The sequence below is a fragment of the Acinetobacter sp. BWR-L5 genome (genome assembly GCF_039655985.1).
GTDB lineage: Bacteria > Pseudomonadota > Gammaproteobacteria > Pseudomonadales > Moraxellaceae > Acinetobacter > Acinetobacter johnsonii.
Genome location: NZ_JAGFEV010000003.1, coordinates 75,883 through 102,209, shown reverse-complemented (window position 1 = coordinate 102,209; position 26,327 = coordinate 75,883). Strand labels below are relative to the sequence as shown.

General features: G+C 44.5%; 24 protein-coding genes. 10 read left to right on the top strand and 14 right to left on the bottom strand.

The window, feature by feature from the left end; genetic code table 11:
- Window positions 1-20: 20 nt before the first annotated feature.
- From urtE to JZ787_RS06210, 7 genes are all read right to left on the bottom strand, one after another.
- A complete protein-coding gene (urtE, locus tag JZ787_RS06240; RefSeq protein ID WP_201706916.1) occupies window positions 21-719 on the bottom strand; it encodes an urea ABC transporter ATP-binding subunit UrtE in 699 nt (232 codons plus the stop codon).
- A 10-nt stretch (window positions 720-729) separates the two neighbouring features.
- Window positions 730-1,548 (bottom strand): urea ABC transporter ATP-binding protein UrtD, encoded by an 819-nt coding sequence (urtD, locus tag JZ787_RS06235; protein WP_087526658.1) that lies wholly within the window; start codon window positions 1,546-1,548, stop codon window positions 730-732.
- On the bottom strand, window positions 1,545-2,618 hold the full coding sequence (gene urtC, locus JZ787_RS06230) for an urea ABC transporter permease subunit UrtC (protein WP_346311946.1): 1,074 nt from the start codon (window positions 2,616-2,618) through the stop codon (window positions 1,545-1,547). Before urtC ends, urtD begins: the two co-directional genes overlap by 4 nt.
- A 4-nt stretch (window positions 2,619-2,622) precedes the next feature.
- Window positions 2,623-4,254: an urea ABC transporter permease subunit UrtB gene (gene urtB, locus JZ787_RS06225; RefSeq protein WP_218288647.1), complete on the bottom strand. Its 1,632-nt coding sequence runs from the start codon at window positions 4,252-4,254 to the stop codon at window positions 2,623-2,625.
- 96 nt (window positions 4,255-4,350) lie between these two features.
- Window positions 4,351-5,634 carry an urea ABC transporter substrate-binding protein gene (urtA, locus tag JZ787_RS06220; RefSeq protein ID WP_218288648.1) on the bottom strand — a complete coding sequence of 428 codons (1,284 nt, stop codon included), beginning with the start codon at window positions 5,632-5,634 and terminating at the stop codon, window positions 4,351-4,353.
- A gap of 377 nt (window positions 5,635-6,011) precedes the next feature.
- On the bottom strand, window positions 6,012-7,892 hold the full coding sequence (gene parE, locus JZ787_RS06215) for a DNA topoisomerase IV subunit B (protein ID WP_346311945.1): 1,881 nt from the start codon (window positions 7,890-7,892) through the stop codon (window positions 6,012-6,014).
- Between the two features lie 14 nt (window positions 7,893-7,906).
- Window positions 7,907-8,482, bottom strand: a complete 576-nt coding sequence (locus tag JZ787_RS06210; RefSeq protein WP_346311944.1) for a YqiA/YcfP family alpha/beta fold hydrolase — start codon at window positions 8,480-8,482, stop codon at window positions 7,907-7,909.
- A gap of 240 nt (window positions 8,483-8,722) precedes the next feature.
- Between JZ787_RS06210 and JZ787_RS06205 the strand changes: the two genes are divergently transcribed.
- Entirely contained in the window at window positions 8,723-10,054 is a 1,332-nt protein-coding gene (locus JZ787_RS06205) for a hypothetical protein (protein ID WP_062031880.1), read from the top strand.
- A 54-nt stretch (window positions 10,055-10,108) separates the two neighbouring features.
- Here the strand turns inward: JZ787_RS06205 and JZ787_RS06200 are convergent, their stop codons facing one another.
- Together JZ787_RS06200 and gshA are read right to left on the bottom strand one after the other, a co-directional pair.
- The gene (locus tag JZ787_RS06200; RefSeq protein ID WP_234950976.1) at window positions 10,109-10,624 is read right to left on the bottom strand and encodes a disulfide bond formation protein B; all 516 of its coding nucleotides are present in this window, start codon (window positions 10,622-10,624) and stop codon (window positions 10,109-10,111) included.
- 19 nt (window positions 10,625-10,643) lie between these two features.
- Complete coding sequence (gene gshA / locus JZ787_RS06195; protein ID WP_114837385.1) at window positions 10,644-12,221, bottom strand: glutamate--cysteine ligase; 1,578 nt, start codon at window positions 12,219-12,221, stop codon at window positions 10,644-10,646.
- A 225-nt stretch (window positions 12,222-12,446) separates the two neighbouring features.
- Between gshA and JZ787_RS06190 the strand changes: the two genes are divergently transcribed.
- The 5 genes from JZ787_RS06190 to JZ787_RS06170 all read left to right on the top strand — a co-directional run bounded on the left by JZ787_RS06190 (window position 12,447) and on the right by JZ787_RS06170 (window position 17,680).
- On the top strand, window positions 12,447-12,986 hold the full coding sequence (locus tag JZ787_RS06190; protein WP_346311943.1) for a DUF924 family protein: 540 nt from the start codon (window positions 12,447-12,449) through the stop codon (window positions 12,984-12,986).
- Between the two features lie 38 nt (window positions 12,987-13,024).
- Window positions 13,025-13,594 carry a hypothetical protein gene (locus tag JZ787_RS06185; RefSeq protein WP_058951504.1) on the top strand — a complete coding sequence of 190 codons (570 nt, stop codon included), beginning with the start codon at window positions 13,025-13,027 and terminating at the stop codon, window positions 13,592-13,594.
- A gap of 16 nt (window positions 13,595-13,610) precedes the next feature.
- Window positions 13,611-14,918, top strand: coding sequence for a DUF445 domain-containing protein (locus JZ787_RS06180; RefSeq protein ID WP_346311942.1), 1,308 nt, complete (start codon window positions 13,611-13,613; stop codon window positions 14,916-14,918).
- A gap of 112 nt (window positions 14,919-15,030) precedes the next feature.
- Window positions 15,031-16,188 (top strand): methionine aminotransferase, encoded by a 1,158-nt coding sequence (locus JZ787_RS06175; protein WP_346311941.1) that lies wholly within the window; start codon window positions 15,031-15,033, stop codon window positions 16,186-16,188.
- A gap of 124 nt (window positions 16,189-16,312) precedes the next feature.
- Entirely contained in the window at window positions 16,313-17,680 is a 1,368-nt protein-coding gene (locus JZ787_RS06170; protein WP_279747109.1) for an MATE family efflux transporter, read from the top strand.
- Window positions 17,681-17,778: 98 nt separating this feature from the next.
- Here JZ787_RS06170 and JZ787_RS06165 read toward each other — a convergent pair whose 3' ends face one another.
- A complete protein-coding gene (locus JZ787_RS06165) occupies window positions 17,779-18,618 on the bottom strand; it encodes an SDR family NAD(P)-dependent oxidoreductase (RefSeq protein WP_346311940.1) in 840 nt (279 codons plus the stop codon).
- Between the two features lie 203 nt (window positions 18,619-18,821).
- On the opposite strand from JZ787_RS06165, the gene JZ787_RS06160 reads away from it, so the two are divergent.
- The 3 genes from JZ787_RS06160 to phoR all read left to right on the top strand — a co-directional run bounded on the left by JZ787_RS06160 (window position 18,822) and on the right by phoR (window position 21,813).
- Window positions 18,822-19,520 (top strand): helix-turn-helix domain-containing protein, encoded by a 699-nt coding sequence (locus JZ787_RS06160; protein ID WP_346311939.1) that lies wholly within the window; start codon window positions 18,822-18,824, stop codon window positions 19,518-19,520.
- 214 nt (window positions 19,521-19,734) lie between these two features.
- The gene (gene phoB, locus JZ787_RS06155; protein WP_004691794.1) at window positions 19,735-20,445 is read left to right on the top strand and encodes a phosphate regulon transcriptional regulator PhoB; all 711 of its coding nucleotides are present in this window, start codon (window positions 19,735-19,737) and stop codon (window positions 20,443-20,445) included.
- A gap of 9 nt (window positions 20,446-20,454) precedes the next feature.
- Window positions 20,455-21,813, top strand: a complete 1,359-nt coding sequence (gene phoR, locus JZ787_RS06150) for a phosphate regulon sensor histidine kinase PhoR (RefSeq protein ID WP_004691795.1) — start codon at window positions 20,455-20,457, stop codon at window positions 21,811-21,813.
- A 95-nt stretch (window positions 21,814-21,908) separates the two neighbouring features.
- Here the strand turns inward: phoR and asd are convergent, their stop codons facing one another.
- From asd to pncB, 3 genes are all read right to left on the bottom strand, one after another.
- Window positions 21,909-22,760 (bottom strand): archaetidylserine decarboxylase, encoded by an 852-nt coding sequence (asd, locus tag JZ787_RS06145; RefSeq protein WP_346311938.1) that lies wholly within the window; start codon window positions 22,758-22,760, stop codon window positions 21,909-21,911.
- Window positions 22,757-23,605 carry a sulfurtransferase gene (locus JZ787_RS06140; RefSeq protein WP_184117891.1) on the bottom strand — a complete coding sequence of 283 codons (849 nt, stop codon included), beginning with the start codon at window positions 23,603-23,605 and terminating at the stop codon, window positions 22,757-22,759. The genes asd and JZ787_RS06140 overlap by 4 nt, the downstream gene beginning before the upstream one ends.
- Window positions 23,606-23,768: 163 nt before the next feature.
- The gene (gene pncB, locus JZ787_RS06135; protein ID WP_159128665.1) at window positions 23,769-24,980 is read right to left on the bottom strand and encodes a nicotinate phosphoribosyltransferase; all 1,212 of its coding nucleotides are present in this window, start codon (window positions 24,978-24,980) and stop codon (window positions 23,769-23,771) included.
- A gap of 301 nt (window positions 24,981-25,281) precedes the next feature.
- Between pncB and dtd the strand changes: the two genes are divergently transcribed.
- Entirely contained in the window at window positions 25,282-25,722 is a 441-nt protein-coding gene (gene dtd, locus JZ787_RS06130) for a D-aminoacyl-tRNA deacylase (RefSeq protein ID WP_346311937.1), read from the top strand.
- A 104-nt stretch (window positions 25,723-25,826) separates the two neighbouring features.
- Here the strand turns inward: dtd and JZ787_RS06125 are convergent, their stop codons facing one another.
- A complete protein-coding gene (locus JZ787_RS06125) occupies window positions 25,827-26,306 on the bottom strand; it encodes an SCP2 sterol-binding domain-containing protein (RefSeq protein ID WP_004691804.1) in 480 nt (159 codons plus the stop codon).
- Window positions 26,307-26,327: the final 21 nt, after the last annotated feature.

Genomic DNA, 26,327 nt, shown 5'->3' with positions numbered 1-26,327 from the left:
GAGGGGGAGAATAAAAAAGCTTAAATCGCCACCAACTCTCGAATACCTTTTGCAGGCATTTCACAGCCTGCCCCTTGCGCAATCACTTGCCCACGGGCCATGACGGTATATGCATCGGCCAGCTCCTCGGCAAAATCATAAAACTGCTCGACCAAAACCACCGCCATGTCGCCGCCATCCGCCAGTTTACGAATCACTCGGCCAATGTCTTTGATAATAGAAGGTTGAATGCCTTCTGTAGGCTCATCCAAAATTAACACCCGAGGCTCTGATGCTAAAGCACGCGCAATCGCCAGTTGCTGCTGCTGCCCCCCTGATAAATCCCCGCCGCGGCGGTGTTTCATTTCATCTAATATGGGGAAAATTTCATACAAATGCTCAGGTACTTTTCGGGTTTTCGCCCCCTTAAACTTAGCCATGCCAATCAGGATATTTTCTTCAACCGTTAAGGTTGAAAAAATATCACGCCCTTGCGGCACATAAGCCAAACCTACACGCACGCGTTGCTCGGGACTCATTTTCGAAATGTCCTGACCATCAAGTAAAATCTGTCCGGACTTAATCGGTAAAATCCCCATTAAACATTTCAGTAAAGTGGTTTTCCCTACGCCATTACGCCCCAGCACCACGGAGCACTCTCCCACAGGGGCCTGAAAGGAGACATCTCTTAAAATATGGCTGCCACCGTAAAACTGATTGACGTCTTTGACTTCTAACATGGTCGGCTCCTTAACGTCCTAAATATTTCTCAATCACATCTTCATTGGCCTGTACCTCAGCCAATGTACCTTCGGCTAAGATCGCCCCTTGAGCCAGTACAGTCACTTTTTCACTGATGGTGTCGATAAAGCTCATGTCATGTTCAACCACCACCAAGGTGTGATTTTTCTTTAACTCTAAACATAGCTCAGCGGTTCGTTCCGTTTCGGCATCGGTCATACCCGCCACAGGTTCATCGAGTAGAATCAGCTTAGGACGTTGCATAAGCAACATGCCAATTTCCAACCATTGCTTTTGTCCATGTGACAACAGCCCCGCAGGTTTATGTACCCACTCTTCTAGGCGGATTTGCGCCAATGACTCATCCAAAGCCAACTGTGCATCTGGGTCAAGTTTGCTAAAAAAGCTTTTCTTCACCCGCTTATCTTTTGGTGCAGCAAGCAGTAAGTTTTCCATCACTGTAAAGTTTTCAAATACCGTTGGTTTTTGAAATTTACGGCCAATGCCTGCTTCCGCAATTTGCTCGGTACTCATCTTGGCCAAATCATAGTTTTGCCCAAAAAAGGCGGAGCCTTCGGTCGGTCGGGTTTTGCCCGTAATCACATCCATTAGTGTGGTTTTACCTGCCCCATTGGGCCCAATGATGCAACGTAGCTCCCCTTCTTGGATGTATAGCGATAAATCATTTAAGGCACGAAAAGCATCAAACCAAACACTGACTTTTTCCAAGTACAGTGCAATCCCATGGCTAAAGTCGGCACCTTGTTCTTTGGGACGTCCATAGCCGTCTGAAGCATGGCCACCATGAGGTTGAATTAGCTCACTCATTCGCTACGCTCCTTTTTAAAACGGTCAAATAGACCAATGACACCTTTGGGTAAGAAAATGGTGACCACAATAAATAAAGCACCCAAGATCAATAACCATGCTTCTGGATAAGCCACGGTGAAATAGGTTTTCACGCCATTAATTAACCCTGCACCCAAAATTGGGCCAATCAAAGTCCCACGCCCACCCGCAGCCACCCATACCGCCATTTCAATCGAATTGACAGGGTTCATTTCACTCGGGTTAATAATGCCAGCCTGAGGCACATACAAGGCTCCTGCAATACCTGCAATCACTGCGGACAGCACCCATGCAGAAAGCTTGTACCACAGCGTACGATAGCCCAAGTACTGCAAGCGGTTTTCACTATCCCGAATTGCCCCCAGCACACGACCGTAGGGTTTATTCATTAAATGACGCAACCCCACAAAGCACAACATCAACACCAAAGCCGTTAGGGAACATAAGGTGGCACGCATAGGAGCAGAAGTGATGTCCATGCCTAAAATAGTCTTAAAGCCTGTAAACCCATTGTTGCCGCCAAAGCCTGTTTCATTGCGGAAAAACAATAGTGCCGCAGCAAATGTCATGGCCTGCGTAATAATCGAGAAATATACGCCCTTAATTTTGGAGCGAAAGGCAAAGAAACCAAAGATGAAGGCCACCATACCAGGCACCAACACCACCAAGGCCAAAGCCCATAAGAAGTGATTGCTACCCACCCAATACCACGGCAGTTCAGTCCAGCTTAAAAACCGCATAAAGTCAGGCAGGCTGTCACCCGCTGTCTGACGCATCAAATACATACCAAACGCGTAGCCACCAAGGGCAAAGTACAAGCCATGGCCTAGGCTTAAAATGCCTGCATAACCCCAAACCAAGTCCAGCGCCAAAGCCACCAGAGCCAAGCACATGATTTTACCAATCAAGGTGACCCAATACGCAGAGAGATGAAGGGCAGAATCTGCCGGTAGCAAATGTAACCAAGGCAGGATCAACATCACCGTAAAGCAGACCGCAATAGCGAACGCACTATAAGGTTTATCGGAAAATAAAGAAGTGAATTTCATGCACTTACTCCACAAAACGGCCTTTGATGGCAAACAAACCTTGTGGACGTTTTTGAATAAACAAAATCACAAGAACCAGTAGAATAATTTTTGCAAGAACAGCCCCCATCCCAATTTCAAGGACTGTACCGCTGATCCCTAAACCAAGTGCCGCCAACACAGCTCCCCAAACTTGCCCTACACCACCCACCACAACAACCAAGAAAGCATCGATAATATAGTTCTGACCCAAATCAGGCCCAACATTACCCACTTGCGCTAAGGCACAGCCCGCTAAACCAGCTAACCCAGAACCCAGCCCAAAGGCCAACATATCGATACGGCTAGAGCGAATACCGACAGCACGTGCCATTTGACGGTTTTGTGTCACTGCACGAACAAACAGACCAAAGCGGGTTTTATTGAGTAGGTAAACCAACAGCAGTAGCACCGCAACCGTAAACACAATAATGGCAATCCGGTTATACGGCAGCATTAAACTTGGACTCAGCGCAATACCGCCCGATAACCAAGAAATATTCGAGACTTCAACATTTTGTGCGCCAAAAATCATCCGCACCAATTGCATCAAAATCAGACTGACCCCAAAAGTGGCCAACAAGGTTTCAAGCTGACGACCATATAGTGGTCGAATTACCGTCCGTTCAATCAACATGCCAATTAAGGCGCTCACTAAAAAGGCTGCAGGAATAGCTGCTATTAAATACCAATCGACATAACTGCCTAAATAAGTCTTAAACAGGCTTTGCACCACATAAGTGGTATAAGCCCCAATCATAATCAACTCACCATGCGCCATATTAATCACACCAAGCAGACCATAAGTGATGGCCAACCCGAGTGCTGCTAGCAGTAAAATACTGGCTGTACTGAAACCTGAAAACACATGCCCTGCCCATTCACTGACTTGGATGCGGGTTTTAATCTGACTTTTGGCATCCGCCAAAACAGCTTTGAGTTCTGGGTTTAAATTTGATTGAGTTAAAGCTTGCTCAACCAGTGCCAGCACCTCGGGACGGTTGGAATCGCTAAGGACTTTAGCAGCCTGAATTTGGACTAAAACATCTGGACTTTCAAAGTCGAGGCGCGCTTTGAGCTGTGCCAAGCGCTGTTTAACTTTATTATTTTGTTCATGCAGATAGAGCTGATTAATCTGCGCAACATTCAGTTCAGACAGATTATTTTCTAAAATATCAATGGCTGCTAAACGTTGGGCAGATTCTTCAGATTTTAATTTGGCCTGTGCCTGCCCAAAATTTAAGGCTTTACGTAAAGTGTTGACCAAAGTTACCTGAGACAAATCCCCCGGCCAAGTGTCAATCACTTGCTCATCGGGATAACGCAATAATTTTTCATTATTTTTTAAAATATACGTCGTGCCTGCGCTGTCCCGATACAGCTCATCACTGTCGATCAGTGCCACCAATCGATCAAATTCTTCAATCGTCCCCGGCCATTGGCTCAGCATGGCACGGCGCTCAGCAAACTCAGCTTTGACAAAACGTTGAATCGTATCGCTCGATGCTGATACGCTTTGGGTCTGAGCAGAAAGTTGAGCCTCTTCAGCCCAAATACTGCTACTCACGAACTGTGCCATTGCGCACAGCAGTGCGGCACAAAAAAATTTAAGATTCATAATATGACTTCCTTAAGCTTGCTTAAAACATCCCACATCGGGATGTGCTTACTGAAAAGCCCACAGCAATCGCAGCAGGCTCAACGCTTAAGAAAATTATTTAGGAATGTACGGACTCCAAGGTTCCGCCTTAATCACTTTTGGTGTTTTATAGACCACATCAAACTGACCATCACCACGGATTTCACCAATCATCACTGGTTTTTGTAGATGATGATTTTCAGCATCCATTTTTAAGGTATAGCCTGAAGGTGCTTTGAATTCTTGACCAGCCATCGCAACGCGAACTTTATCAACATCGGTACTGCCTGCCTTTTCAACCGCTTGCTTCCACATATTGATGCCCACATAGGTGGCTTCCATCGGGTCATTGGTCACGATTTTGTCTGCATTCGGCAGCTTATACTGCACCGCATACTGCTTCATTTTATTCACAAATTCGGTGTTGATTGGATTTTTCACCGACATGAAATAATTCCAAGCAGCCAAATGTCCAACCAATGGTTTGGTATCAATACCACGGAGTTCTTCTTCACCCACAGAGAAGGCCATGACAGGAATATCTGAAGCTTTAATGCCTTGGTTACCCAGCTCACGATAGAACGGCACATTAGAATCGCCATTGATTGTTGAAATCACCGCGGTTTTCTTACCTGCAGCAAATTTCTTCACATTACCAACAATGGTTTGATAGTTACTATGACCGAAGGGTGTGTACTCTTCCATGATGTCCGCATCGGCCACACCTTTGGACTTCAAAAACGCACGTAAAATTTTATTGGTGGTGCGTGGGTAAACATAGTCCGTACCGAGTAGAACAAAGCGCTCTGCTTTACCGCCCTCTTCGCTCATCAAATATTCCACCGCAGGAATCGCCTGTTGGTTCGGTGCGGCGCCTGTATAGAAAATATTTTTCGACTGTTCCTGCCCCTCATACTGCACTGGATAGAACAATAAACCATTCAACTCTTCTACCACAGGTAACACTGACTTACGCGATACCGATGTCCATGAACCAAAAATCACCGCGACTTTATCTTGGGTAATGAGTTGACGTGCTTTTTCAGCAAATAAAGGCCAATCAGATGCTGGATCGACCACTACAGGTTCTAATTTTTTACCCAGCACCCCACCATTGGCATTAATTTCATTGATAGTCATCAAGGCCGTATCTTTGAGTGAGGTTTCAGAAATTGCCATGGTGCCTGATAGCGAGTGCAAAATTCCGACTTTGATGGTGTCACCGCTGCTCACTGCCGCTGTTGGCTCAGACGTTGCTGTTTCCGCTTTCTCCGCAGGTTTTGAACAACCTGTCAAAGCAATAGTCCCCATCATTGCAGTTGCAAGGAATGTTTTAGTGAGTAATTTTTGTTGGAACATCTTGATTTTCTCCAAACTTGAAACTTAGGGTGCATTTTGCAATGCATGATTGTTATTCGCGCTATGAGTGCCAATTCAATTTCTATGCCAAGCAGGGTTTTATGATGTGAAAATCATTGTAAAAATTTTAATTATTTCAATATTTATCAATTATTTATTAATTTTTAAATGCACTGTATTTTAGGTAGATTTGCGCTCAAATGGCTACTTTTCTGCATACAAACTTGTATACATCATGTGTTCCAAATCAATTCATTTCGCCTAATTCAGTCGATTGATCTGGAAAATTGTGCACAGATTAGGCGCAATTTTATTGCTCATCTGCGCAGCAAAAAGCCCGCAATGTGCGGGCTTTTTGATTTTGTCCTTAGCCGTACTTAAACCACTAACTCGGCCAAGTTACCTTTCTGCTCTAACCATTCTTTACGGTCACTCGAACGTTTTTTGGCCAGCAACTTGTCCAACAAACCAGCAGTAAAATGACTGTCATCCAAATCTAATTGCACCAAACGGCGTGTGTTTGGATCCAGCGTAGTTTCACGCAGTTGGCTTGCGTTCATTTCACCCAAACCTTTAAATCGAGTAATTTGCGGGTTCTTGGTTTTGCATTTTTTCAACATGCTTTCAAGCTCGTCATCGTCCAAGGCATAGTGCACATCTTTTGCATCATCAATTCGATACAACGGAGGCATCGCCACATACAGATGTCCTTCTTCAACCAAGATCGGAAAATGTTTCACAAACAAAGCACATAGCAGAGTCGCAATGTGTAGACCATCCGAGTCAGCATCGGCCAAAATACAGATCTTGCCATAACGTAATTCGGATAGATCATCCGACCCCGGATCGACCCCAATCGCAATGGCAATGTTATGCACTTCTTGCGAAGCTAAGACTTCATCAGAAGAGACTTCCCAAGTATTTAAGATTTTCCCACGAATGGGCATGATCGCTTGGAAGTTTTTATCACGCGCCTGCTTGGCTGAACCACCCGCAGAATCCCCTTCCACAATGAACAGTTCAGACTCTTCTAAGGTATGTCCAACGCAGTCTGACAGTTTTCCAGGTAAAGTTGGCCCTGCCACAATTTTCTTACGTTCGACCTTTTTCGCAGCTTTCAGACGACGACCTGCTTTTGAGATCGCCATTTCAGCCAACTGCATGGCAATATCGGAGTTTTGGTTCAACCACAGTGCAAAAGCATCTTTGGCAATGTTCTGGACAATGCCCGATGCTTCACGGCTAGATAAACGCTCTTTGGTTTGGCCTGAAAACTGTGGCTCTTGGAACTTCAACGACAAAATATAGTTCACACCATCCCAGACGTCTTCAGCTGACAGCTTCATATTGCGTGGCAGCAAGTTACGCAGTTCACAAAACTCACGCATTGCATCGGTCACACCTGAGCGTAGGCCGTTCACATGGGTTCCGCCCTGCGCCGTTGGAATCAAGTTCACATAACTTTCTTGGACCAACTCGCCGCCATCGACATTCCAACAAATGGCAAATTCGGCACTGGCACGCTCAGCATCTCCTGTTGCCACAAAGGCTGGATGAGGCAGAATCTCACGATCCTCAATTTCATCCATCAAATAATCGACGAGGCCATTTTCAAACTGCCAAACGATTTTTTCGTCATTGATTTGGTCGACGTAATTGATTTGCAAACCTGCCGCCAAAACGGCTTTGGCTTTTAAGTTGTGCTTCAGCGCTTTCAGAGCAAATTTCGGTGAATCAAAATATTTAGCTTCAGGCCAAAAGTGAACGGTGGTCCCTGTCGCACGCTTCGGAGCTTTACCTTCTAATACCGCCAAAGGCGCAGTCGGCTCACCCTGCTCAAAGGCCATTTGGTAAAGGTTGCCTTGACGCTGAACTTCTACTTCGACTCGGCTAGATAAAGCATTCACCACGGAAATGCCTACGCCATGCAAACCACCTGAGAACTGGTAGTTGTCGGTACTGAATTTACCACCAGCATGCAGCTTGGTCAGGATGATCTCGATCCCGCTTTGACCGTATTCAGGGTGAATATCGACAGGCATGCCACGACCATTGTCTTCGACTGAGAGTGAACCATCTTTATAAACGATGACGGTAATTTTGTTGGCATGACCAGCCAGTGCCTCATCGACTGCATTATCAATAACTTCTTGCGCCAAATGGTTTGGGCGTGTGGTATCGGTATACATGCCGGGACGACGACGTACCGGATCTAAACCAGATAATACTTCAAGCGATTGAGCCGTATATTGAGACACGTTGTACTGTTTCCTTATTTTAAGCAGTCCGATAAAAACTGTAATGCCATCGGTATTTTGTCTGCGAAATCTTCCATCGCATGATTGCCTTGCGTTTCCGAGATCATGAGCGCTGCGCCATTATAATAGCGCTGTGCTTCACGATAATCCAAAACTTCATCGCCTTGTTGCAATAACACTAAAATTTTGTCTGCATCTTGCACAAATGGCAGCTCAATCTGTTCTAAATAGTCCAATTGCGCATCATCGAGCGTCCAATGCTCATTGACTTTATAGGGCAGTTGCGTCGCGCCAAATAGATCTCGGAACAAGTGCCATGGTTGCATAGCCGGATTGATCAGCACAGCCGGTACTGCCAACTTCGCGACCAGTTGTGTCGCATAAAACCCGCCTAAACTACTGCCCACCAGCACCACCTGATCCAATTCCTGAATCAAGGCGGCCAATTTTTCTAAAGCCAAATGCGGCGGCATGTTCAAGTCTGGCAAATGCACGTGCCACTGTGGACGGGATTCGCAATAGCGTTTCAGCAATTGACCTTTAATCGATAAAGAACTGCTTTGAAAGCCATGTAAATAAATAATATTCATGCTGTACATTTACTCTTCTACATCATTTTTATTGAACTCAAAAGAGATGGCTTCAGCCGACTGTATTATTTTGTATGGATATAAAAATTGTCAGACAAAAAAATAAGGTCATCTGTGTATTCATCGCTATTGTAAAAGTTGTTCGAGATGAATTAGATAAGCTAGAGTGCTAAGAATTTATACCGTGATCGTTGAAAAAAATAAAGTCCCTTTGGACACAGAAACACAAGGGTAGAAAAAATGCCAAGTTTAACGCCTCTGCACGAGACCTATTGTAAATGGGATCGTACTCCTCCCAGCCAAGCCGACCTGCTTGAAGGGATTGCTCAGTTGGTGACAACCCGCTTAGGCGATGTCGTCCACGATTTAATTCAGGCTATTCAGCGTGAAATTTTAATCAGTTTATTTGGGATGAATGAAACCAGTTCCAAGAAGTTTCTGTCGACACGGTCAATTGAAAAAATTTACCAATTTTCCTTCAATACTTTGCAAAACTACGGTAGCTATTTATTGGCGCCAAGTTTGCGTCATATCATTGAAAAATTTCCAAATTTGCATCGCAAACCCTTAACTCCAACCATGCATTATTTAGTCGGTGCAATCAATGGTGTTTTGGGCGACTATTTACTGAAATACCATAACCCTGTGGCGCTACCGATGGTGTTTTATGATCATTACGGTGCTATCCAGCAAGGCGAATTGTCTGGTCGCGTGGTGATTATGGTCCATGGTCTATGCATGAACCATTTGTACTGGAGCACGGCGCGTTATGGCGGTATAGGGGAAAAACTGCTGGCGCAACGTGCGCAAAATACCATGCTATATCTCAACTACAACACAGGTCGTCGTATTTCAGCCAATGGGCGTAGCTTTGCCAACTCATTACAAGATTTACTCAACCGTAACCCACGGATTAGCTCGATTGATCTGATTGGGCACAGTATGGGTGGACTGGTTTCACGCAGTGCGCTGTTCTACGGCAAACAAAATATGCAAAGCTGGATTCATGTGGTGGAAAACATGGTCTGTATTGGTTCTCCGCATCATGGTGCGGCTTTAGAACGTTTTGGCTTTCATTTGCAGGACAAATTGGGACGTTTCCCTTTTGTCAAAATTATTGGGCATATCGTCAACATTCGCAGCAACGGTATTTTAGACTTACGTCATGGCAGTGTGCGGGATGATGACTGGGAACATAATGAAGCGCGTATTGGTCATGTTGATGACAACCGTAAACCAGCCCCTTTGCCCTCCCATATCAATACCTTCTTGGTAGCAGGTACTATTGAGTTTGAACATCGCAAATATCGTGCGCTCAATGTGATTGGGGATTATTTGGTCAGTGTGAAAAGTGCTTTAGGCGAGCATATGAATCCACGCTTTCAACTGAAAGTCCCCGATTCACATAAAGCCATTTTCTACGGCTTAAACCATTTTGAGCTACACACCCATGCCAGTGTTGCCGAACAAATCGTAAATTGGTTCTATCCAAATCCAACTGAAACCGAATATGGTCAAGTGCATGAATACATGATCGGGCTGGACGACTTAGAAGGCATTGCACTCACCTAAATCACTGATACACCTAATAAAAAAGCCAACACGACGTTGGCTTTTTTATCTTTATTATTTTTTCTGTGCATGGCTTGGATATTTACGCAACAGTTGCCACAGGCTAATCAGTGCCAGTGCCACAAAAAACACCAAAGACCACACAGGTAAAGACTGACCTAGGAAAGTCCAATCTACCAGTGCACATTCACCTGAACCTGTTAAGACTTGCTCAAACACAGCACGCAGCGGCAAAGTGTCTAACCAATAATCCAAGCCTGGGCCACAGCTCGGCACTTGATCAGGTGGTAAGCTCTGTAACCAAACGTGACGTGCTGCCACACCAGCGGACCATAAGATCGAGAGACTACCTAAAAGAGCATAAACGCGTTTAAAACCATTCGATGCTGGGTTATGCAAAAAGGCAATCAGCGAAATAATCCCCAGTCCAATCAGTCCCACACGTTGGAACACACAGAGTGGACATGGGTTTAACTGTAGCGGGCCGTGCTCTAAATACAAGGCAAAGGCCATCCCAATGATACTGGCTAAAACCAAAACACCACTCACGAAGCGATAACTCCATTGCATGGTCAATCCTCTTAATTTTTTATCTAAATTGCGCAAGATACTGTTCAAAACTCAGTTGACTGTCTTGCTCTAATTGCTGTTGTTGTTGCAGTGATTGTGTAGCTAAATCGTCAAAATAAGCCCATGTCTCTGCACTCAACTGATGACGCTCATAACTCGATGCATGTTGTGCAGCCATTTGGCTACCAAAGCCCCATGTCCCCCCCGCTTCCAGAGTATCTTCGATCATCTGCGCCGACAAAGTATCGTCAACTTCAGCGACTCTCTGTTGCATGACTGTCATCGCTTTACTATACAGTGTGGTGTCATAGCACTGATCTAACAACACAACCAGTTCTTGCATCGCCTCTAAATGAGACTGACTCCATGCTTCAATTGGAAACGATTGCTCACCCACAGCAATTGCAGCATTCGGTGCGCGACCGCGATTGACCACTTCCGCTTGGTTTTTCTCGATTTGATCTTGCTCTGCGGCCAATAAGTCTGGGCTATCCAGCAGTAAGCAATACAGCGCCAGCACTTCTAAGAAACCTGCGGTATCTTCATTGATCCCAATTGGGCTATATGGGTTCACATCCACCGCACGCAGTTCGACATACCCAACGCCTCGATTGCTCAGTGCTTGTGATGGCGTTTCACCTGCTTGCGGTACTTGCTTTGGACGCACCAAACTGTAGTACTCATTTTCAATTTGCAGGACATGATCATTAATTTGAATCGGCTCGCCCTGCGCATCGTTGAGGCCTAAACGACTAAACGGCGCATAAGCCGTTTTGACTGCCTTTTGTAGGCCTTCGAGATAACCATCGATATTGTTGTAATGAATACCGAGCTGCTTTTGTGCTGAGTTTTGATAACCAAAACGTCCCATTCGCAAAGCAGTCGCATACGGTAAATACAAGGTCCCGCGCAGCAATGGCAACAGATGATGTTCACGCCCTGTCATAAAACACTGGCAGACCGATGGACTTGCTCCGACCAAAAACATGACCAACGGCGTAAGGCGAATAAAGTTGCGGATCAATCCAAAATAGCGGTGACTACGATAGTCTTGTGCAGATAAGGCTTTTAGTGCCTCATCTGTTTCATGTTGTTGTAATTGTTCAAACAGTTGATCTGGAAAAGATAAGTTATAGTGTAAACCTGAAATGGTTTGCATACGGCGACCATAACGTACCCCTAAACCATGACGGTACAAGGTCTTGAACTTCCCGATATTTGAGCTGCCATATTGGGCTAAGCGAATTTTATCGTCATTATCATCCAACATACATGGCATCGACAGCGGCCAGAGCTTTTCACCATGTTCCAAATGACGATGCGCCACACTATGAATGTCTTTTAAATAATGCAACGCCTCCGTAATGCTGGGCTGGGGTGGTGTAATAAATTCTAATAAAGCTTCCGAATAATCCGTCGTAATATGCGGATGGGTCAGCGCAGAACCCAAAGCTTGAGGGTGGTCAGCTTGTGATAAAAAGCCATCACTTTGCATGCGCAAACTTTCACGCTCAATCCCGCGTAACATCCCTTGCAAAAGTGATGAATTGACCCAAGTCGGTAACACAGCTGTAGATTTAGATGCGGGTTGACCCATTACAATCTCACTTTTTGGAAGAAACAATTACAACGACGAATAAAATAAAATCATCAGTTTATATCAGTATAACGTGATTTTAATTCGGCACATTACACCCAGTCCTATTTTCAAGTAAACCATCTGTTCTATTTTTTCGGAAAATATTTATCACAAAGTTACGCTATTAGACATGTCAAAAGTGTGATTGTATTGAAGAATAAATGCTAAAGAATTGTAAACTTTATGAATTATCAAGAAATTTTAGATTTTTGGTTCGATCCCAAAAACCAAAGCTGGTGGTTTAGCCAAAATGATGCGTTCGATGCACTCATCGAAGAAAAATTTAAGACAATTCATCAACAAGCGGCACATGCTGAACTATGGTCTTGGCGAAGTAGTGCTGAAGGGCGTTTGGCTGAAATTATTGTGCTCGACCAACTGTCGAGAAACCTGTATCGCAACAGTTCTTTGGCCTTTGCTCAGGACGCTTTGGCCTTGGCTTTGGCGCAAGAAGCCATCACGCTAGAACTAGATGCAGCACTGCCATCCATACAACGCAGTTTTTTATATATGCCCTTTATGCATAGTGAATCGAAACTTATTCATCAATATGCTTTAAAATTGTTCCAAGACTTAGGCAATCCGATTAACCTCGATTTTGAACAGCGTCACAAAGTGATTATCGATCGTTTTGGACGCTATCCGCATCGGAACCAAGTCCTTGGCCGCAACTCAAGCCAAGAAGAACTGGATTTTTTGACTCAGCCCAACAGCCATTTTTAACTGTTCGGCTTCTCCCTCTGTGCTAAGGAGTCTATCTCATGAAGAAAATTTTAATCGCCTGTGCACTGGCGACGGGTCTGAGTTTAGTAGGCTGTGCCTCTACCCCCTCAAAGCCCTTAACCTTCGACCAGTTAGGTCGGTTTAGTAATACGCCATTAAACACCTCGACTTATCGCATCAGTTTCCAAGCGCGCCCAAATATGAGCTATGGCACGGCTGAAGAAATTACCCTGGTCAAAGCCGCGCAAACCACAGTGCAAAATGGTTATCGTTTCTTTAAAGTACTGAATGACCCGAGCAACCAAAACCAACCGCCCCGACAAGCCGTGGTGTATTCAAACCCAATGCCTTATTACCCATATGGTTATTATTCTCGCCATCCAGCCTTTTGGCCTGATCCGTTCTACGATGTACCACGTGTAGTCGACATTGACCCCGTGCAAGTGTCATACAGCATTCAATGCTTTAAAGACCAAAAATCGGCACCAAGCGATGCCTTTGATGCCACGCTGATTTTAAAATCGCTGGGTGGAAAATACGGTTTGAGCCCAACCGGTGAAGTGCTCCCACCGCCTGAACCGAGTAGCCCCGCGTCGACCAGCAAATAAAGCATAGAGCCTGCCTATGAATGAACCTCAAGCCGTCCCATCGAGTCTGAAACGCAGCAAACGTTTTGCCACCATTGCCCTAATCACGGCAGTGGTGACATGGCTGCTGCTGATGGTCGTGGCCAAGTTTGTCCCCACAGACAAAGTCTGGATCATTCATATTTTAATGTTATCCGCAGAAGCAGGTGTAGTCGGCGGCTTGGCTGACTGGTATGCCATTACTGTGCTGTTCCGTAATCCCTTTGGGAAAATGCCAATTCCAAAGTTTTTACGCGATCACACCGAAATTATTCCTCGTAACAAAGACCGTATTGCAGAGTCTATGGGCCGCTTTGTACAAGAAAACTTTCTTTCTCCACAAGTGGTGGAAAAAAGCCTGCAAAGTACCGACCTGTCTTTGGCGGTTGGCCAATGGCTTGCCAACCCACAAAACAATCTGCAAGTCACCCAAGTCATTCAACAAACGGTGCCTAAAGTCTTTGAATTTGTGGGCCAAGAACAAATCGGACGCTTTATTCAAAGTAACAGCGTGCAGTGGGTGCGTAACACTCAGGTCAATCATTTGGCCAGTGAAATGCTGCGTGCAGTGCTGGAAAATGATTTCCATCAAGATGTATTACAACGCGGACTCGACTTGGCGCATGATTGGATGACCCAACATCCTGAACAAAGTCGTGAGTTGACCCGAACCTTGTTCAAAGAACTCGGGGTTTGGAAACTGGCCAAAGGGGCCAGTTGGATTGGCATCGATGTGCAGCAAAGAACCATCGACTCACTCATTCAACGAGTCGAGTCAATGTTGGCCGATCCTGAGCATCCGTGGCGTCAAAAAATTGAAGCGATGGGGCACGCGCTCATGCTCGAACTGGCAGACATCGACAGTAAAGCCAGCCAGCGTTTAAACCAGACCAAGGATGCCCTACTGGATAGCCCACAAGTGCTGAATTTTATTAGCGGCGCAGTGGTCATTTTATGTGATGCCATTAAGCAAGACTTACAAAAACCAGACTCTGGCATTGCTCACAACATCCGTGTATCCATTCAACAAATTGGGGAGAACATCATCTCCAATCAAGCCGTCAGAGACTTGCTTAATCAACGCCTCAGCAGCATTGCGGTCAATCTCAGTGACCAATACAGCGAAAAAGTCATTCGTTTTATCAGTGAACGTATTCACGAATGGGACTCCAGTGTAATGATTGATAAGATCGAAAATGAAGTCGGTGGCGACTTGCATATGATTCGGGTCAATGGCGTGGTGGTCGGTGCTTTTATTGGCTTAGCACTGGGGATTATTCGCGCGGCAGTTGAACAGCTCCTATAACAGCAATCCACAAAAATGCATGCTTTACCCCTGTCCTACATGCAAAATTTGCATAAGTAAAGGGGAATGAATATGCTATTTTGGGCTGATATTTAGACACTTTTAAGCATTCATGATTCAGTTGCCTTCATCTAAACTGCCTGCACAAGGCGTCACTATTTTCAGCACCATGACTGCCATGGCACAGCGCTTAAATGCCCTAAATCTATCCCAAGGTTTTCCAGACTTCGAAGCTCCTGCTGAACTGCTGGATGCTTTAGCACAGGCAACTCAAAGTGGTTTCAATCAGTATGCTCCAGGCGATGGGGTCTGGTTATTACGCGAGCAACTGGCGCAGCAATTTGCACAACGCGATCAGATTCAGCTCGACCCGATGACTGAAATTACCATCACTCCGGGCGCAACCATTGGCCTTTTTGCCACTATTCAAGCCGTAGTCCATGCGGATGATGAAGTCCTCATTTTTGACCCCAGTTATGACAGCTATGCGCCAAGTGTTGCGTTAGTTGGTGGTAAAGCCATTCATATTCCGCTCCAACCCCCACATTTTTCAGTCGATTGGGAGCAGGTCAAATCAGCCATTACGGCCAAAACCAAACTGATCATTATCAACACACCACATAACCCGAGTGGTGCCATTTGGAGCAAGCAAGATTGGTTGACGCTGATTGAACTGATTCGCGACAGCAATATTTTAGTCCTGTCTGATGAAGTCTATGAACATCTGGTATTTGATGGTCAACGTCACTATTCGGCTTTGTCTTTTCCTGAACTGCGTGAACGCAGTGTGGTGGTGGGTTCCTTTGGCAAAACCTTTCATGTGACCGGTTGGAAAACCGGATACTGCGTTGCTACACCTACGCTGATGCAACTGTTCCGACAGGTCTATCAGTTTGCCAACTTCTGCGGAGTCACCCCTGTACAACTGGCTTTGGCCAATTATATGCAGCAACATCCTGAGCATATTCAAAACTTAGCGGGCTTTTATCAAGCAAAACGCGATCGTTTTATTGAGGGTTTAACTGGTTCACACTTTCAATGGCTGCCTTCGCAAGGCACTTACTTTCAAAATGTCGACTACAGCCGCATTCGTCCCGATTTAAACGATGTTGAATTTTGCCGCTTTCTAGCAGAGCAGCATGGCATTGTTGGCATTCCTGTTTCGGTGTTTTATCAGCAGGCGCCAGAGGCTTTGCGCATGATTCGTTTTTGCTTTGCTAAGACCGATCAAACCTTGGCTCAGGCAGCAGAAATTTTGCAAAGCGTTTAAATCTTTTTCAGCTTTGCTTTTGCACAAGAACAGGCTTCGCTTACTGAAATACATCGGCTTTTCAGCACCGAACTATGCTAGGGTAAGCCTTAGAAATGTAATAAAAATAACCTCAGGATGACTTATGTCAGCACACACCCCATTGGTGCAACAGCAAAAGCTATGGAAAGCCTTTTTTATTTTCCTGATGCCTTTGATTGCCACCAATATTCTGCAAAATCTGTCGGGTACGATTAATACCATCTTTGTCGGACAGATGATGGGTGTGCAGGCGATTGCAGCGGTTGCAGTGTTCTTCCCCATCCTGTTTTGCTTAATGGCCTTCGTAATTGGACTATCCGCGGGATCGACCGTCTTGGTTGGTCAAGCATGGGGCGCACAGAATATTGAAAAAGTCCGTGCGGTGGTCGGCTCCACTATTTTTATGACTCTCATTGGTGGCAGCTTTATTGCATTTTTAGGGGTAGTTTTTGCGCGACCAATTTTATCGGCTTTGGGTATCGATGAAGACGTCATGCATCTCTCGTTACCTTATGTGCAATGGATGTTGGCAGGTAGCCCTTTACTGTTTGTATATATTATTTATACCTCAATTTTACGCGGTGTCGGAGACAGCACGACACCTCTAATTGCTTCTGGCATGACCATCTTGATTGGGCTTTGTGTCACACCCGTTCTGATTGCGGGTTATTTTGGCTTTCCAAAACTGGGGATTGTTGCGCCTGCCATTGCGACCATTTTAGGCTTTGTTTCTGTGCTGACCTTTTTGTATTTCTATTTGAACTATAAACAGCACCCACTCCGACTCGATGCACAACTGCTACGTCATATTCGCTTTGACCGCCAGCTGAGTAAAATCATTCTGCGCTTAGGGGTTCCAACAGGTATTCAAATGATCACCACCTCCGTCGCGGGTCTTGTGATTGTGGGCCTAGTCAACCGCCACGGGGCCGATGCGACCGCAGCTTATGGTGCGGTCAATCAGGTTCTGAATTATATTCAATTCCCTGCTCTATCGATTGCCATTGCTGCATCGATTTTTGGTGCACAAGCCATTGGCGCAGGCAAATCCGAGTTATTGGCCAAAGTCACACGTACCGCGCTCGGCATGAACATCATCATTACAGGTTCCTTGGTGGTCTTGGCTTATCTTTTCTCCAAATACCTCATGGCACTCTTTATCACTGACCATGCAGTGGTTGAGCTGGGGCAACAGCTGTTGTTCATTGTGCTGTGGTCCATTTTATTCTTTGGTGCCAGTGCCATTTTTGCCTCTATTATGCGGGCCAGCGGTACAGTCACCATGCCCATGATCATCAATATCATTGCGATTATTGCGATTGAAGTGCCCTGTGCCTACTTATTTAGTGAATGGTGGGGACTGCAAGGGATTTGGTATGCTTATGCACTGGCCTTTGTCAGCTTATGCATTATGCAGGGGCTTTATTATCAATTTATTTGGAAGAAAAAGACCATTGAAACGCTCATTTAAAGTTAAACGGATATTTAATAAAACAGTTTTTTGATCATGACACTCATTAAAATTAAGCATAAAAGAACCCGCCAAAGCGGGTTTTTTACATCACAACATTAAGACTTTCTTTGGCTTAATTTGGTCGCAAAAGCCGTCACTTTTTGGTAGCCCGTTGGTAAGATGCGCTGAATCAAATCTAGCGTTTTTGCATCATTGCCAATCAATAAACGACGCTTGTCTTTTTGTACCGCCTCTAAAATTTGACGCGCCGCTTCTTCAGGTGGACAGCGTAATAATTTATTAAAGGTCTGCGCAGACTTCTCAGGGTTCATCCCGATGCTACGCAAGCTGTCATTCACTTTGGCAGCATTGGCAATATTGGTTCGAATCCCGCCCGGATGAACGCACAATGCGCTCACGCCACAGTTTTCCATATCTAACTCTTGGCGTAATGACTCGGTAAAGCCACGCACCGCAAACTTAGTGGCATTGTAAGCAGACTGAGTCGGTTGAGCCGTTAGACCAAATAAACTGGAAATATTGATGATATGCCCATCGCCTGTTTTTTTAATATAAGGCAAAAACTCTTTGGTGCCATAGACCACACCCCAGAAATTAATCCCCACGATCCATTCCAGCTCTTCATAGGATGCACCTTCTACGGTTGAACCCAAAGCAACGCCGGCATTATTAAAAATCATATTCACAGAACCATGATTTTGTACGGTTTCTTCAGCCCACGCTTGCATCGCTAAACGGTCTGAGACGTCTAATTTTTTCGTGGTGACATGTACATTGGTGCCTTGTAGCAGTTCAACTGTTTTCGCCAACCCTTGTTCATTGACATCACTCAATGACACATGACAGCCCGCCTTGACCAATAAAAGTGCCAATTGTTGGCCAATACCCGATCCTGCACCTGTAATTGCCGCAACTTTATTTTTAAAATTCTTCATGAGATTGTGGTTGTCCTTTATCTTTGTACATCGACTGTAGATGCTTTTTTTATAATTGACAATATCAATTGTCATAAATTTAATAGCCAAAAGTGTCAAGTCTATAAAAACCAGCTAGAGATTAAAGCCTGCGCATAGGTAGAGTCGTGGTTTATTGCTAAACTATGCAAAACCTTGGCTTTCAAATAGGGCGATGAAATCTGATGACGGCATCTGAACCAGTACAAAAAAACAGCGACAAAAATAAAACCAAAGAAAGACAATTCAAAGGCTTATCGCTTTCTGAACGTAAACAGCTGCGTCGTGGAAAACTCATTGAAGCAGGAATTGAAGCCTACGGCACTCACGGCTTTTTTGCCGTGACGGTGAAAGATATTTGTAATGAAGCCAAACTTACTGAACGTTATTTTTATGAGTCGTTTAAAAAAAGTGAGCAGCTGTTTCAAACCATTTTTTTAAAGCTGATCGATGAGTTACAGCACAATGTCATGCAAGCCATCATGCAAGCTTCTTCAGATCCACACAAAATGATTGATGCAGGACTGCGTGCCCTACTCACTACCTTAAAAGACAATCCCCGTATGGCGCGTATTATTTATATCGATGCGATGCTGGTGCAAGAATTACATAACCAAGCCACCATTCATGAAACCATGACCCGTTTTGACCGGATGATTCAAGCCTTTGTCATGCTGATGATGCCGCAAATTAACCGTTCCGAACGAGAAATTTCGCTGGTCGCCACAGGCCTCAATGGCTATGTCACACAAATTGCGATCCGTTGGGTGGTCAGTGGGTTTAAACAATCCTTTGAAGAAGTTTTAACCTCCAGCCGTATTGTGTTTATTTCACTTCTAGAAACCTTTTCAGACCCGAATACACGGGCAAAATTGGATGTTTAAGACTTTTCACTTGGATGAGATCGGCATTTTCAAATGCAATTTAGATTAAACTTCCATTAATTTTGAATCCCAATATGACGATTTTTTGTCACATTTTTTTGCAAATTTCATCAATCGTCTGTTTTTTGCAATGATACTGTCATAATTAATCTTTGTAATAAGCCTGTCATAAAATTAAAACGGCCTGCCGTTACCTACAATAGGATATTGCGTTGTGAAAGATGACTACATTTTAATCGTCGATGATGAACTTCCCATTCGAGAAATGATTCACACCTCGTTGGATATGGCAGGCTTTCAATGCTTACAAGCAGAAGATGCAAAACAAGCCCACCAAATGATTGTGGATCAGCGTCCTGCTTTGATCTTGCTCGACTGGATGATGCCTGGTGGTGTCAGTGGTGTAGACTTATGTCGTCGTCTCAAGCGCGATGAAAATCTCTCTGAAATTCCCGTCATTATGCTCACGGCACGTGGCGAAGAAGACCATAAAGTACAAGGTCTGGACGCTGGTGCAGATGACTACATGACTAAACCGTTTTCGACCCGCGAATTGGTTTCACGTATTAAAGCGGTTTTACGCCGCGCTAACGCGCTCAGTGGTGAAAAATCGATTGATGCCAATGGCTTAATCTTAGACCCTGTCAGCCAACGGGTCAGCTTTGGCAATAATTTCCTCGACATGGGGCCAACCGAGTACCGTTTATTGGCCTTCTTCATGACTCATCCTGAGCGTGCCTACACCCGTGCACAACTTCTTGACCAAGTCTGGGGCGGAAACGTGTATATTGAAGACCGTACCATCGACGTGCATATTCGCCGCTTACGTAAAGTGCTTGAGCCTTATGCTGCAGATCGTTTTGTGCAAACAGTTCGGGGTACAGGCTATCGATTCTCTACACGTGCGGATATCGCCCTAGGTTAATTTTGTTTTATGTATGAACCCTACCCGGTCCCTGAACTTGCACGCGAGCATAAAAAAACGCGATACAGCAGTTTATGGGGCTTTGCCAAACAGGACTTACGTCTCCTTGCCTTTTTCTTGCTGATTGCAAGCTTGATTGGCTTTGGCGTCGGTTATTTTTGGACGTGTATTTCCTTTGCTTTTGCCGTTTTTTTTATTCTGCAAATGCGCTCTTTGTATTTGGTCAATGACTGGATTTCCAATCGTCCCTACGAAGTTCCACCCAACCTTGGGGGCATTTGGGGGGCATTATTGTTCAATGTCTATCGTGCACAGCGCCAAGAACGTATTGTACAAGCGGAAATGGTCGGGTTGATTGATCGGGCGCAGTCATCCTTGGTCGCTTTGCAAGAAGCCGTGGTGCTGATCGATGACATGCAACAAATTGAATGGTGGAACCCTGCTGCAGAACGGTTATTAGGCATCGAACAAAATGACCGTGGCCGTAATATTTTGACTTTATTACGCCAACCGAGTTTTGTGGATTATTACAATAATATTGATGCTGCACCAGACGGCTTAAAAATGAAGTCATCCAGTTTTGATGAACATTATGTTCAAGTCAAAATGACCCGATTTGGTGGAGAAAGTCGTTTACTGGTCGCCTATGACGTGACCCGTATGCATAATCTCGAACAAATGCGTAAAGACTTTGTCGATAACATTTCACATGAACTACGTACACCACTCACAGTACTTAGTGGTTATATTGAAACCTTTACCGACCAAGAAGACCTCAACCCACGTTGGAAGCGGGCCTTTGACCAAATGCAGGCACAGGCCAAACGCATGAATGCCTTGGTGAATGATTTGCTCTTACTGTCACGCCTAGAAAATGACAAGCAAATTGCTAAAAATCAAATCATTGATATGCCTAGCTTAATGAACCAACTTTATGACGATGCACATGCCTATAATATTGATTATGGGCATACGCTCAATCTCGACATTGACAGTCACTGCGACTTAATCGGTTCAGATATGGAGTTAGCCAGTGCTTTTAGTAATCTGATTACCAATGCCATCAAATACACACCGAAAGGCGGAACGGTGACCATGGGGTGGCATGACAATGGTGAACAGGCTTATTTTACTGTGGAAGATACTGGCATAGGCATTGATCCTAAACACTTGCCTCGTTTAACCGAACGCTTCTACCGTGTCGACAGCGCGCGCAGTCGACAAACAGGTGGCACAGGCTTAGGACTCGCAATTGTGAAACATGTGTTAATGCAACACCAAGCACATTTAGAAATTGAATCTAAAGAAAATCAAGGCTCTATTTTTAAAGTGATTTTCCCCAAAGAACGCACCTATAATCCTGAATAAGCCTTTCTTCAAAAGCATGAAAAAAGCACCGATATCGGTGCTTTTTTGTCTCTCACCGTCCCTTTAACAAGGACGGTGACCGAGAGCTGAAACGATTAAACTGTATGTCCCATCACTTCACCCATCACCACAGTCGAGTTGGCTTTAAAGGCTGCATCCCACGTCATTTTGTCTTTTTCAAACAGTACCACAGCGGTTGAGCCTAAGTAAAAGCGACCCAGTTCAGCTCCTTTGTCCAAGAATAAATTATGCTGATTTAATTCTAAACGGCCAGTAGGCTTCACTTTTCCTGTTGCAACAGTTTCAATCCCCGCCACAATCATGGCGCCAACGAGAACTACGGCCATACGGCCGATTTCTGTATCAAATAAACAGACCATACGTTCATTTCGGGCAAACAAGCCTGGAATGTTTTCAGCAGTGGTTTGATTGACAGAGAACAATTCACCTGGCACATATAAGGTTTCCGTCAATGTGCCTGCAAATGGCATATGCACACGGTGATAATCTTTAGGCGATAAATACACCGTTGCAAACTGACCATTTTTAAACGGTTCAGCCAACTGCGGATCTGCAATTAAATTATCAACGGTGAATTTTTGCCCTTTGGCTTGGAAAATATCACCTTCCACAATTGGACCCAACTGTGAAATCGCACCGTCCGCAGGCGATACAATACTGGTCGCATCGGTATCAATATCACGCACACCCTCTTTTAATGCACGGGTAAAGAACTCATTAAAGGACTTGAACTTCAGTGCATTACTCTGCTCAGCAATCGACATATCAATGCCGTACTGCGCTTTAAATGCAGTGATGACCGCATTTTTCACAATCGAATTTTCGCTGGCTGCGACTCTGCCCACGACACGTGATAACTGATGTTGGGGTACAACACGTTGAGCTTGAATGAAAATTTGTTTTTTTAAGCGTGATGTGAGGCTCAAGACGGCATCTCTCCGGTAATGATAGGACTGTCGAGGCGGTTGCCCCATTCACTCCACGCACCGTCATACGCCTGAATATTCCAACCCAATAAACGACCTAAAATATAAGCCAGTCCTGAACGGTGATGTGACTGACAGTACACCACCACAGGTTCATTTAAGTTAAAACCCAATTGTTCTAAGCGTTGCTGCGTGCGTTCTAAAGGGTGCAATCTTAAATGATTTTCACGGTTAAGGGCAGTACTCCATTCAAAATGTAGTGCATTTGGAATGTGACCGCCGCGTCGCGCTGCAAGACGCAGCCCCGTATATTCGTCTTCTGTGCGGCAGTCCCAGAGTTGGACTTGGCTGCTTTGAACTTTCTCTAATAACTCAGCATATTCAATTCGATACTGCTGTATTTTGGCTTGATCGACCTGTACCAAGGCACTGACAGGTTCAAACTGTTCCACTTCAGAAGTGGTTGGAAGTCCTGCTGCAAGCCATGCATGAATTCCACCATTCAGCAGGCTGGTATTTTCAAAACCTAAGCAGTGTAAATTCCAAATCAAACGCCCCGCCCATGCGCCACCTTCATCGTCGTAAACCACGACATGATGCTCGGGTGAAATATTCAAATAACGAATCAGCTCTTGTAAACCTTCTACATCGGGAAGTAATCCCGTGGCTTGTTCATCTTGGCGCACCAAAAATTTTGGCTTTAAATGTAAAGCATGTGGAATATGCAATTGGTCATAGACTGAAGCTCGACTTAAATCGACGATGCGTAATTTGTCATTCCCTAAATGCGGAATCAACTGCTCTGTGTCTATCAACAAGCCAAAATCAAAGGCAGAATGTGTCATATTATTTCGTATGTTTTCAGATCATGCTTTGATCTTAGCACAACTCATTTTTACAATTATTCTGATTCTTTGCATTCTTTTAGCAGAATTATAGATATCACTATTCATCAGTTTTTTAATACAACAATGCCAGAACGGATTCTGGCATGGTATATATTCTGGATTAATTGGCTTCTGCTTCAGCAATCTCAAAAACCTGACGTAAATACGCTAAAAAGGTGTCGTTATCCGTCATGGTTTTGCCCGGACTGTCCGAGATTTTCGCAACCGACTGGCCATTACACTCGACCAGTTTAAGCACAATATTTAATGGCGTTTGCCCCATATCATTGGTCAAATTGGTACCAATTCCAAAACTGACTTGGAAACGGTCTTTGAAATAGTTGTGCAGGTCCCACGCTTTCTCTAAATTCAGTCCATCACTAAACGTTAGCATTTTGGTTTTACTGTCAATTTTCAACTTTTTATAGTGGGCATAGGCCTTATCGCCCCATTCATATGGGTCACCACTGTCATGGCGTAAGCCATCGAACAATTTGGCAAAGTACAAGTCAAAATCACGCAGGAATGCATCCATCCCCACCACATCCGTCAAAGCAATACCTAAGTCACCACGGTATTCTTGTACCCACGTTTCCAGTGCTGATTTTTGGAAATTACGTAAACGTACATCCAACGCTTGGAATGCTTGTAGGAATTCATGTGCCATGGTACCAATCGGGGTCAGACCCAATTGCTTCGCAATTAAAACATTACTGGTACCACGGAAAATATGCGGTGCAGCTTGATTAAACACTTCAATCACATGTTTTTGCCACGCCAAACTATAGCGGCGCCGTGTACCAAAGTCAGAAACTAAAAATGGGGGATCATTTGGCGTTTGCGATGTTTCATAGTGTTTTAATAAAGCCACTTTGGCCTGTAAACGACGTTCGCCCTCAGCCATGACCTCTTCGCTTCGAATACGGCGGAAATACAGCTCATTGACGATGGCAAGCACAAAGATTTCAAACATCATAGCTTGAACCATCGGCCCTTCAATGCGAATGTCTAAACGGCCTTGGTGATCGATACTGGCCACAATAAAACGGCGTTTGAGCTGAAACAACTCTAAATAATCGACAAAATCACTTTTGATAAAGCGCAAACCACGCAGGTATTGCAGCTCATCGTCTTGAAAACGTAATTGGCAGAGCAAATCTAGTTGGTGGTTTAAATCCTCGAGAATGTCGACCAAAGGATAGACCGTGTCATCCAAATTACGACAACGGAACTGGTACACACTATGCGCTTGGGGAAACTTATGCAGGACCACCTGTAGCATCGTAAATTTGTACAGATCAGTATCTAATAAGGATTGGATGATGGCAGACATATCATTTTCGGTTTTTAGCAACTTATTGCATTAAAGCACATTTTTTTAAACTGCATAGCCATGTTTTGGTAATTCGGCCTTGCTATTCGACCAATTACTCGGTACATCCCTTGTTTCTCTCTATTCAGAATCCAAGTGTTGATGCCCTTGCTGTCATCGCTTTTGGTCTATGCTCTTTTACTTAAACATTGCTGTGAATATCAACGCAATTGCCTTGTTTTTTCAATCGATATCTCTCCTGTGCTGCACTGGGTTTGCTACAATTTCAGTCTGCACAATCAAATGGTAGATAGAATCAGTCATGCGGGCCTTATTACAACGCGTTCTCGAAGCCAAAGTGGTGGTCGATGGTGAAACCACAGGCGAAATTCAACACGGTATCTTGGTTTTTTTAGGCCTTGGGAAAGAAGACACTTTAGACAAAGGCAAAAAGCTGATCGACAAGATCTTGAAATATCGTTTTTTTGACGACGAACAAGGCAAAATGGGTTGGAATGTCAGTCAAGCTGGTGGGGGTATTCTTCTGGTTTCTCAGTTCACCTTAATGGCGCACACCCAAAAAGGTTTACGTCCTGACTTTGGACCAGCCATGCCACCAAATGATGCCGAGGCCTTATACGAACAACTGGTTGAGTATGCCAAGACCCAGTTTGAGCGTGTGCAAACCGGTATTTTTGCTGCCGACATGAAAGTACATTTGGTCAATGATGGACCCGTGACTTTCAATTTAGAAGTCGAATAAAACACCATGCATAAAAAAGCCCTCGATAGAGGGCTTTTTCGATTTCATCGCTCTCAATCTCCCTTTTATAAAGGAGCAGAAATCGAGAAGTTGAAAAAATCTTTTTACTTACCCGTTTTTTCTTTCAAAAACGCGCGCGCGGCTTTAATTTTTGCTTTCACAGGCTTTGGTAACTTTGGTGGAACCAATTTTGCAACTTGGTTGAACCAAACCAATAGACCAAAATCACCTTCCATTTTAATGCTGCCGTTTTGCATGCCCGTCATAAATGCGGTTGGGTCGCCTTTGATTAAAGTTTTCACACCCTGCTCACTGTCCGCAAACTGTAAAATAAAATCTGCTTTTTCGGCATCACCTGAAACGGTATCAATCTGACCATTGTTCACAATAATTTGGCGTGCCATACCCAGATCAGTACCAATTTGAATACGGAACTGACGTTCATGAACTAATTCAATAAATTTTGGACTGGTACGCGCCAGCTGTTTCATACGAAGTGCCAAACCAGTAACCATTAAATCCAGCGGATCCGTGCTGACATCAACCAATGGAAGTTTAACCACAGGAATTGAAGATAGTTTCATGACATGAAAGCCTATTGTAAT

Coding starts and splice junctions, on each gene's coding strand:
- pncB (WP_159128665.1), bottom strand. CDS start 24,980: ATGTCTGCCATCATCCAATCCTTATTAGATACTGATCTGTACAAATTT.
- JZ787_RS06205 (WP_062031880.1), top strand. CDS start 8,723: ATGCCAAGTTTAACGCCTCTGCACGAGACCTATTGTAAATGGGATCGT.
- JZ787_RS06185 (WP_058951504.1), top strand. CDS start 13,025: ATGAAGAAAATTTTAATCGCCTGTGCACTGGCGACGGGTCTGAGTTTA.
- urtA (WP_218288648.1), bottom strand. CDS start 5,634: ATGTTCCAACAAAAATTACTCACTAAAACATTCCTTGCAACTGCAATG.
- phoR (WP_004691795.1), top strand. CDS start 20,455: ATGTATGAACCCTACCCGGTCCCTGAACTTGCACGCGAGCATAAAAAA.
- JZ787_RS06170 (WP_279747109.1), top strand. CDS start 16,313: ATGTCAGCACACACCCCATTGGTGCAACAGCAAAAGCTATGGAAAGCC.
- gshA (WP_114837385.1), bottom strand. CDS start 12,221: ATGGGTCAACCCGCATCTAAATCTACAGCTGTGTTACCGACTTGGGTC.
- JZ787_RS06180 (WP_346311942.1), top strand. CDS start 13,611: ATGAATGAACCTCAAGCCGTCCCATCGAGTCTGAAACGCAGCAAACGT.
- JZ787_RS06165 (WP_346311940.1), bottom strand. CDS start 18,618: ATGAAGAATTTTAAAAATAAAGTTGCGGCAATTACAGGTGCAGGATCG.
- urtB (WP_218288647.1), bottom strand. CDS start 4,254: ATGAATCTTAAATTTTTTTGTGCCGCACTGCTGTGCGCAATGGCACAG.
- urtD (WP_087526658.1), bottom strand. CDS start 1,548: ATGAGTGAGCTAATTCAACCTCATGGTGGCCATGCTTCAGACGGCTAT.
- JZ787_RS06125 (WP_004691804.1), bottom strand. CDS start 26,306: ATGAAACTATCTTCAATTCCTGTGGTTAAACTTCCATTGGTTGATGTC.
- JZ787_RS06190 (WP_346311943.1), top strand. CDS start 12,447: ATGAATTATCAAGAAATTTTAGATTTTTGGTTCGATCCCAAAAACCAA.
- urtC (WP_346311946.1), bottom strand. CDS start 2,618: ATGAAATTCACTTCTTTATTTTCCGATAAACCTTATAGTGCGTTCGCT.
- JZ787_RS06160 (WP_346311939.1), top strand. CDS start 18,822: ATGACGGCATCTGAACCAGTACAAAAAAACAGCGACAAAAATAAAACC.
- dtd (WP_346311937.1), top strand. CDS start 25,282: ATGCGGGCCTTATTACAACGCGTTCTCGAAGCCAAAGTGGTGGTCGAT.
- JZ787_RS06175 (WP_346311941.1), top strand. CDS start 15,031: ATGATTCAGTTGCCTTCATCTAAACTGCCTGCACAAGGCGTCACTATT.
- urtE (WP_201706916.1), bottom strand. CDS start 719: ATGTTAGAAGTCAAAGACGTCAATCAGTTTTACGGTGGCAGCCATATT.
- JZ787_RS06210 (WP_346311944.1), bottom strand. CDS start 8,482: ATGAATATTATTTATTTACATGGCTTTCAAAGCAGTTCTTTATCGATT.
- JZ787_RS06140 (WP_184117891.1), bottom strand. CDS start 23,605: ATGACACATTCTGCCTTTGATTTTGGCTTGTTGATAGACACAGAGCAG.
- JZ787_RS06200 (WP_234950976.1), bottom strand. CDS start 10,624: ATGCAATGGAGTTATCGCTTCGTGAGTGGTGTTTTGGTTTTAGCCAGT.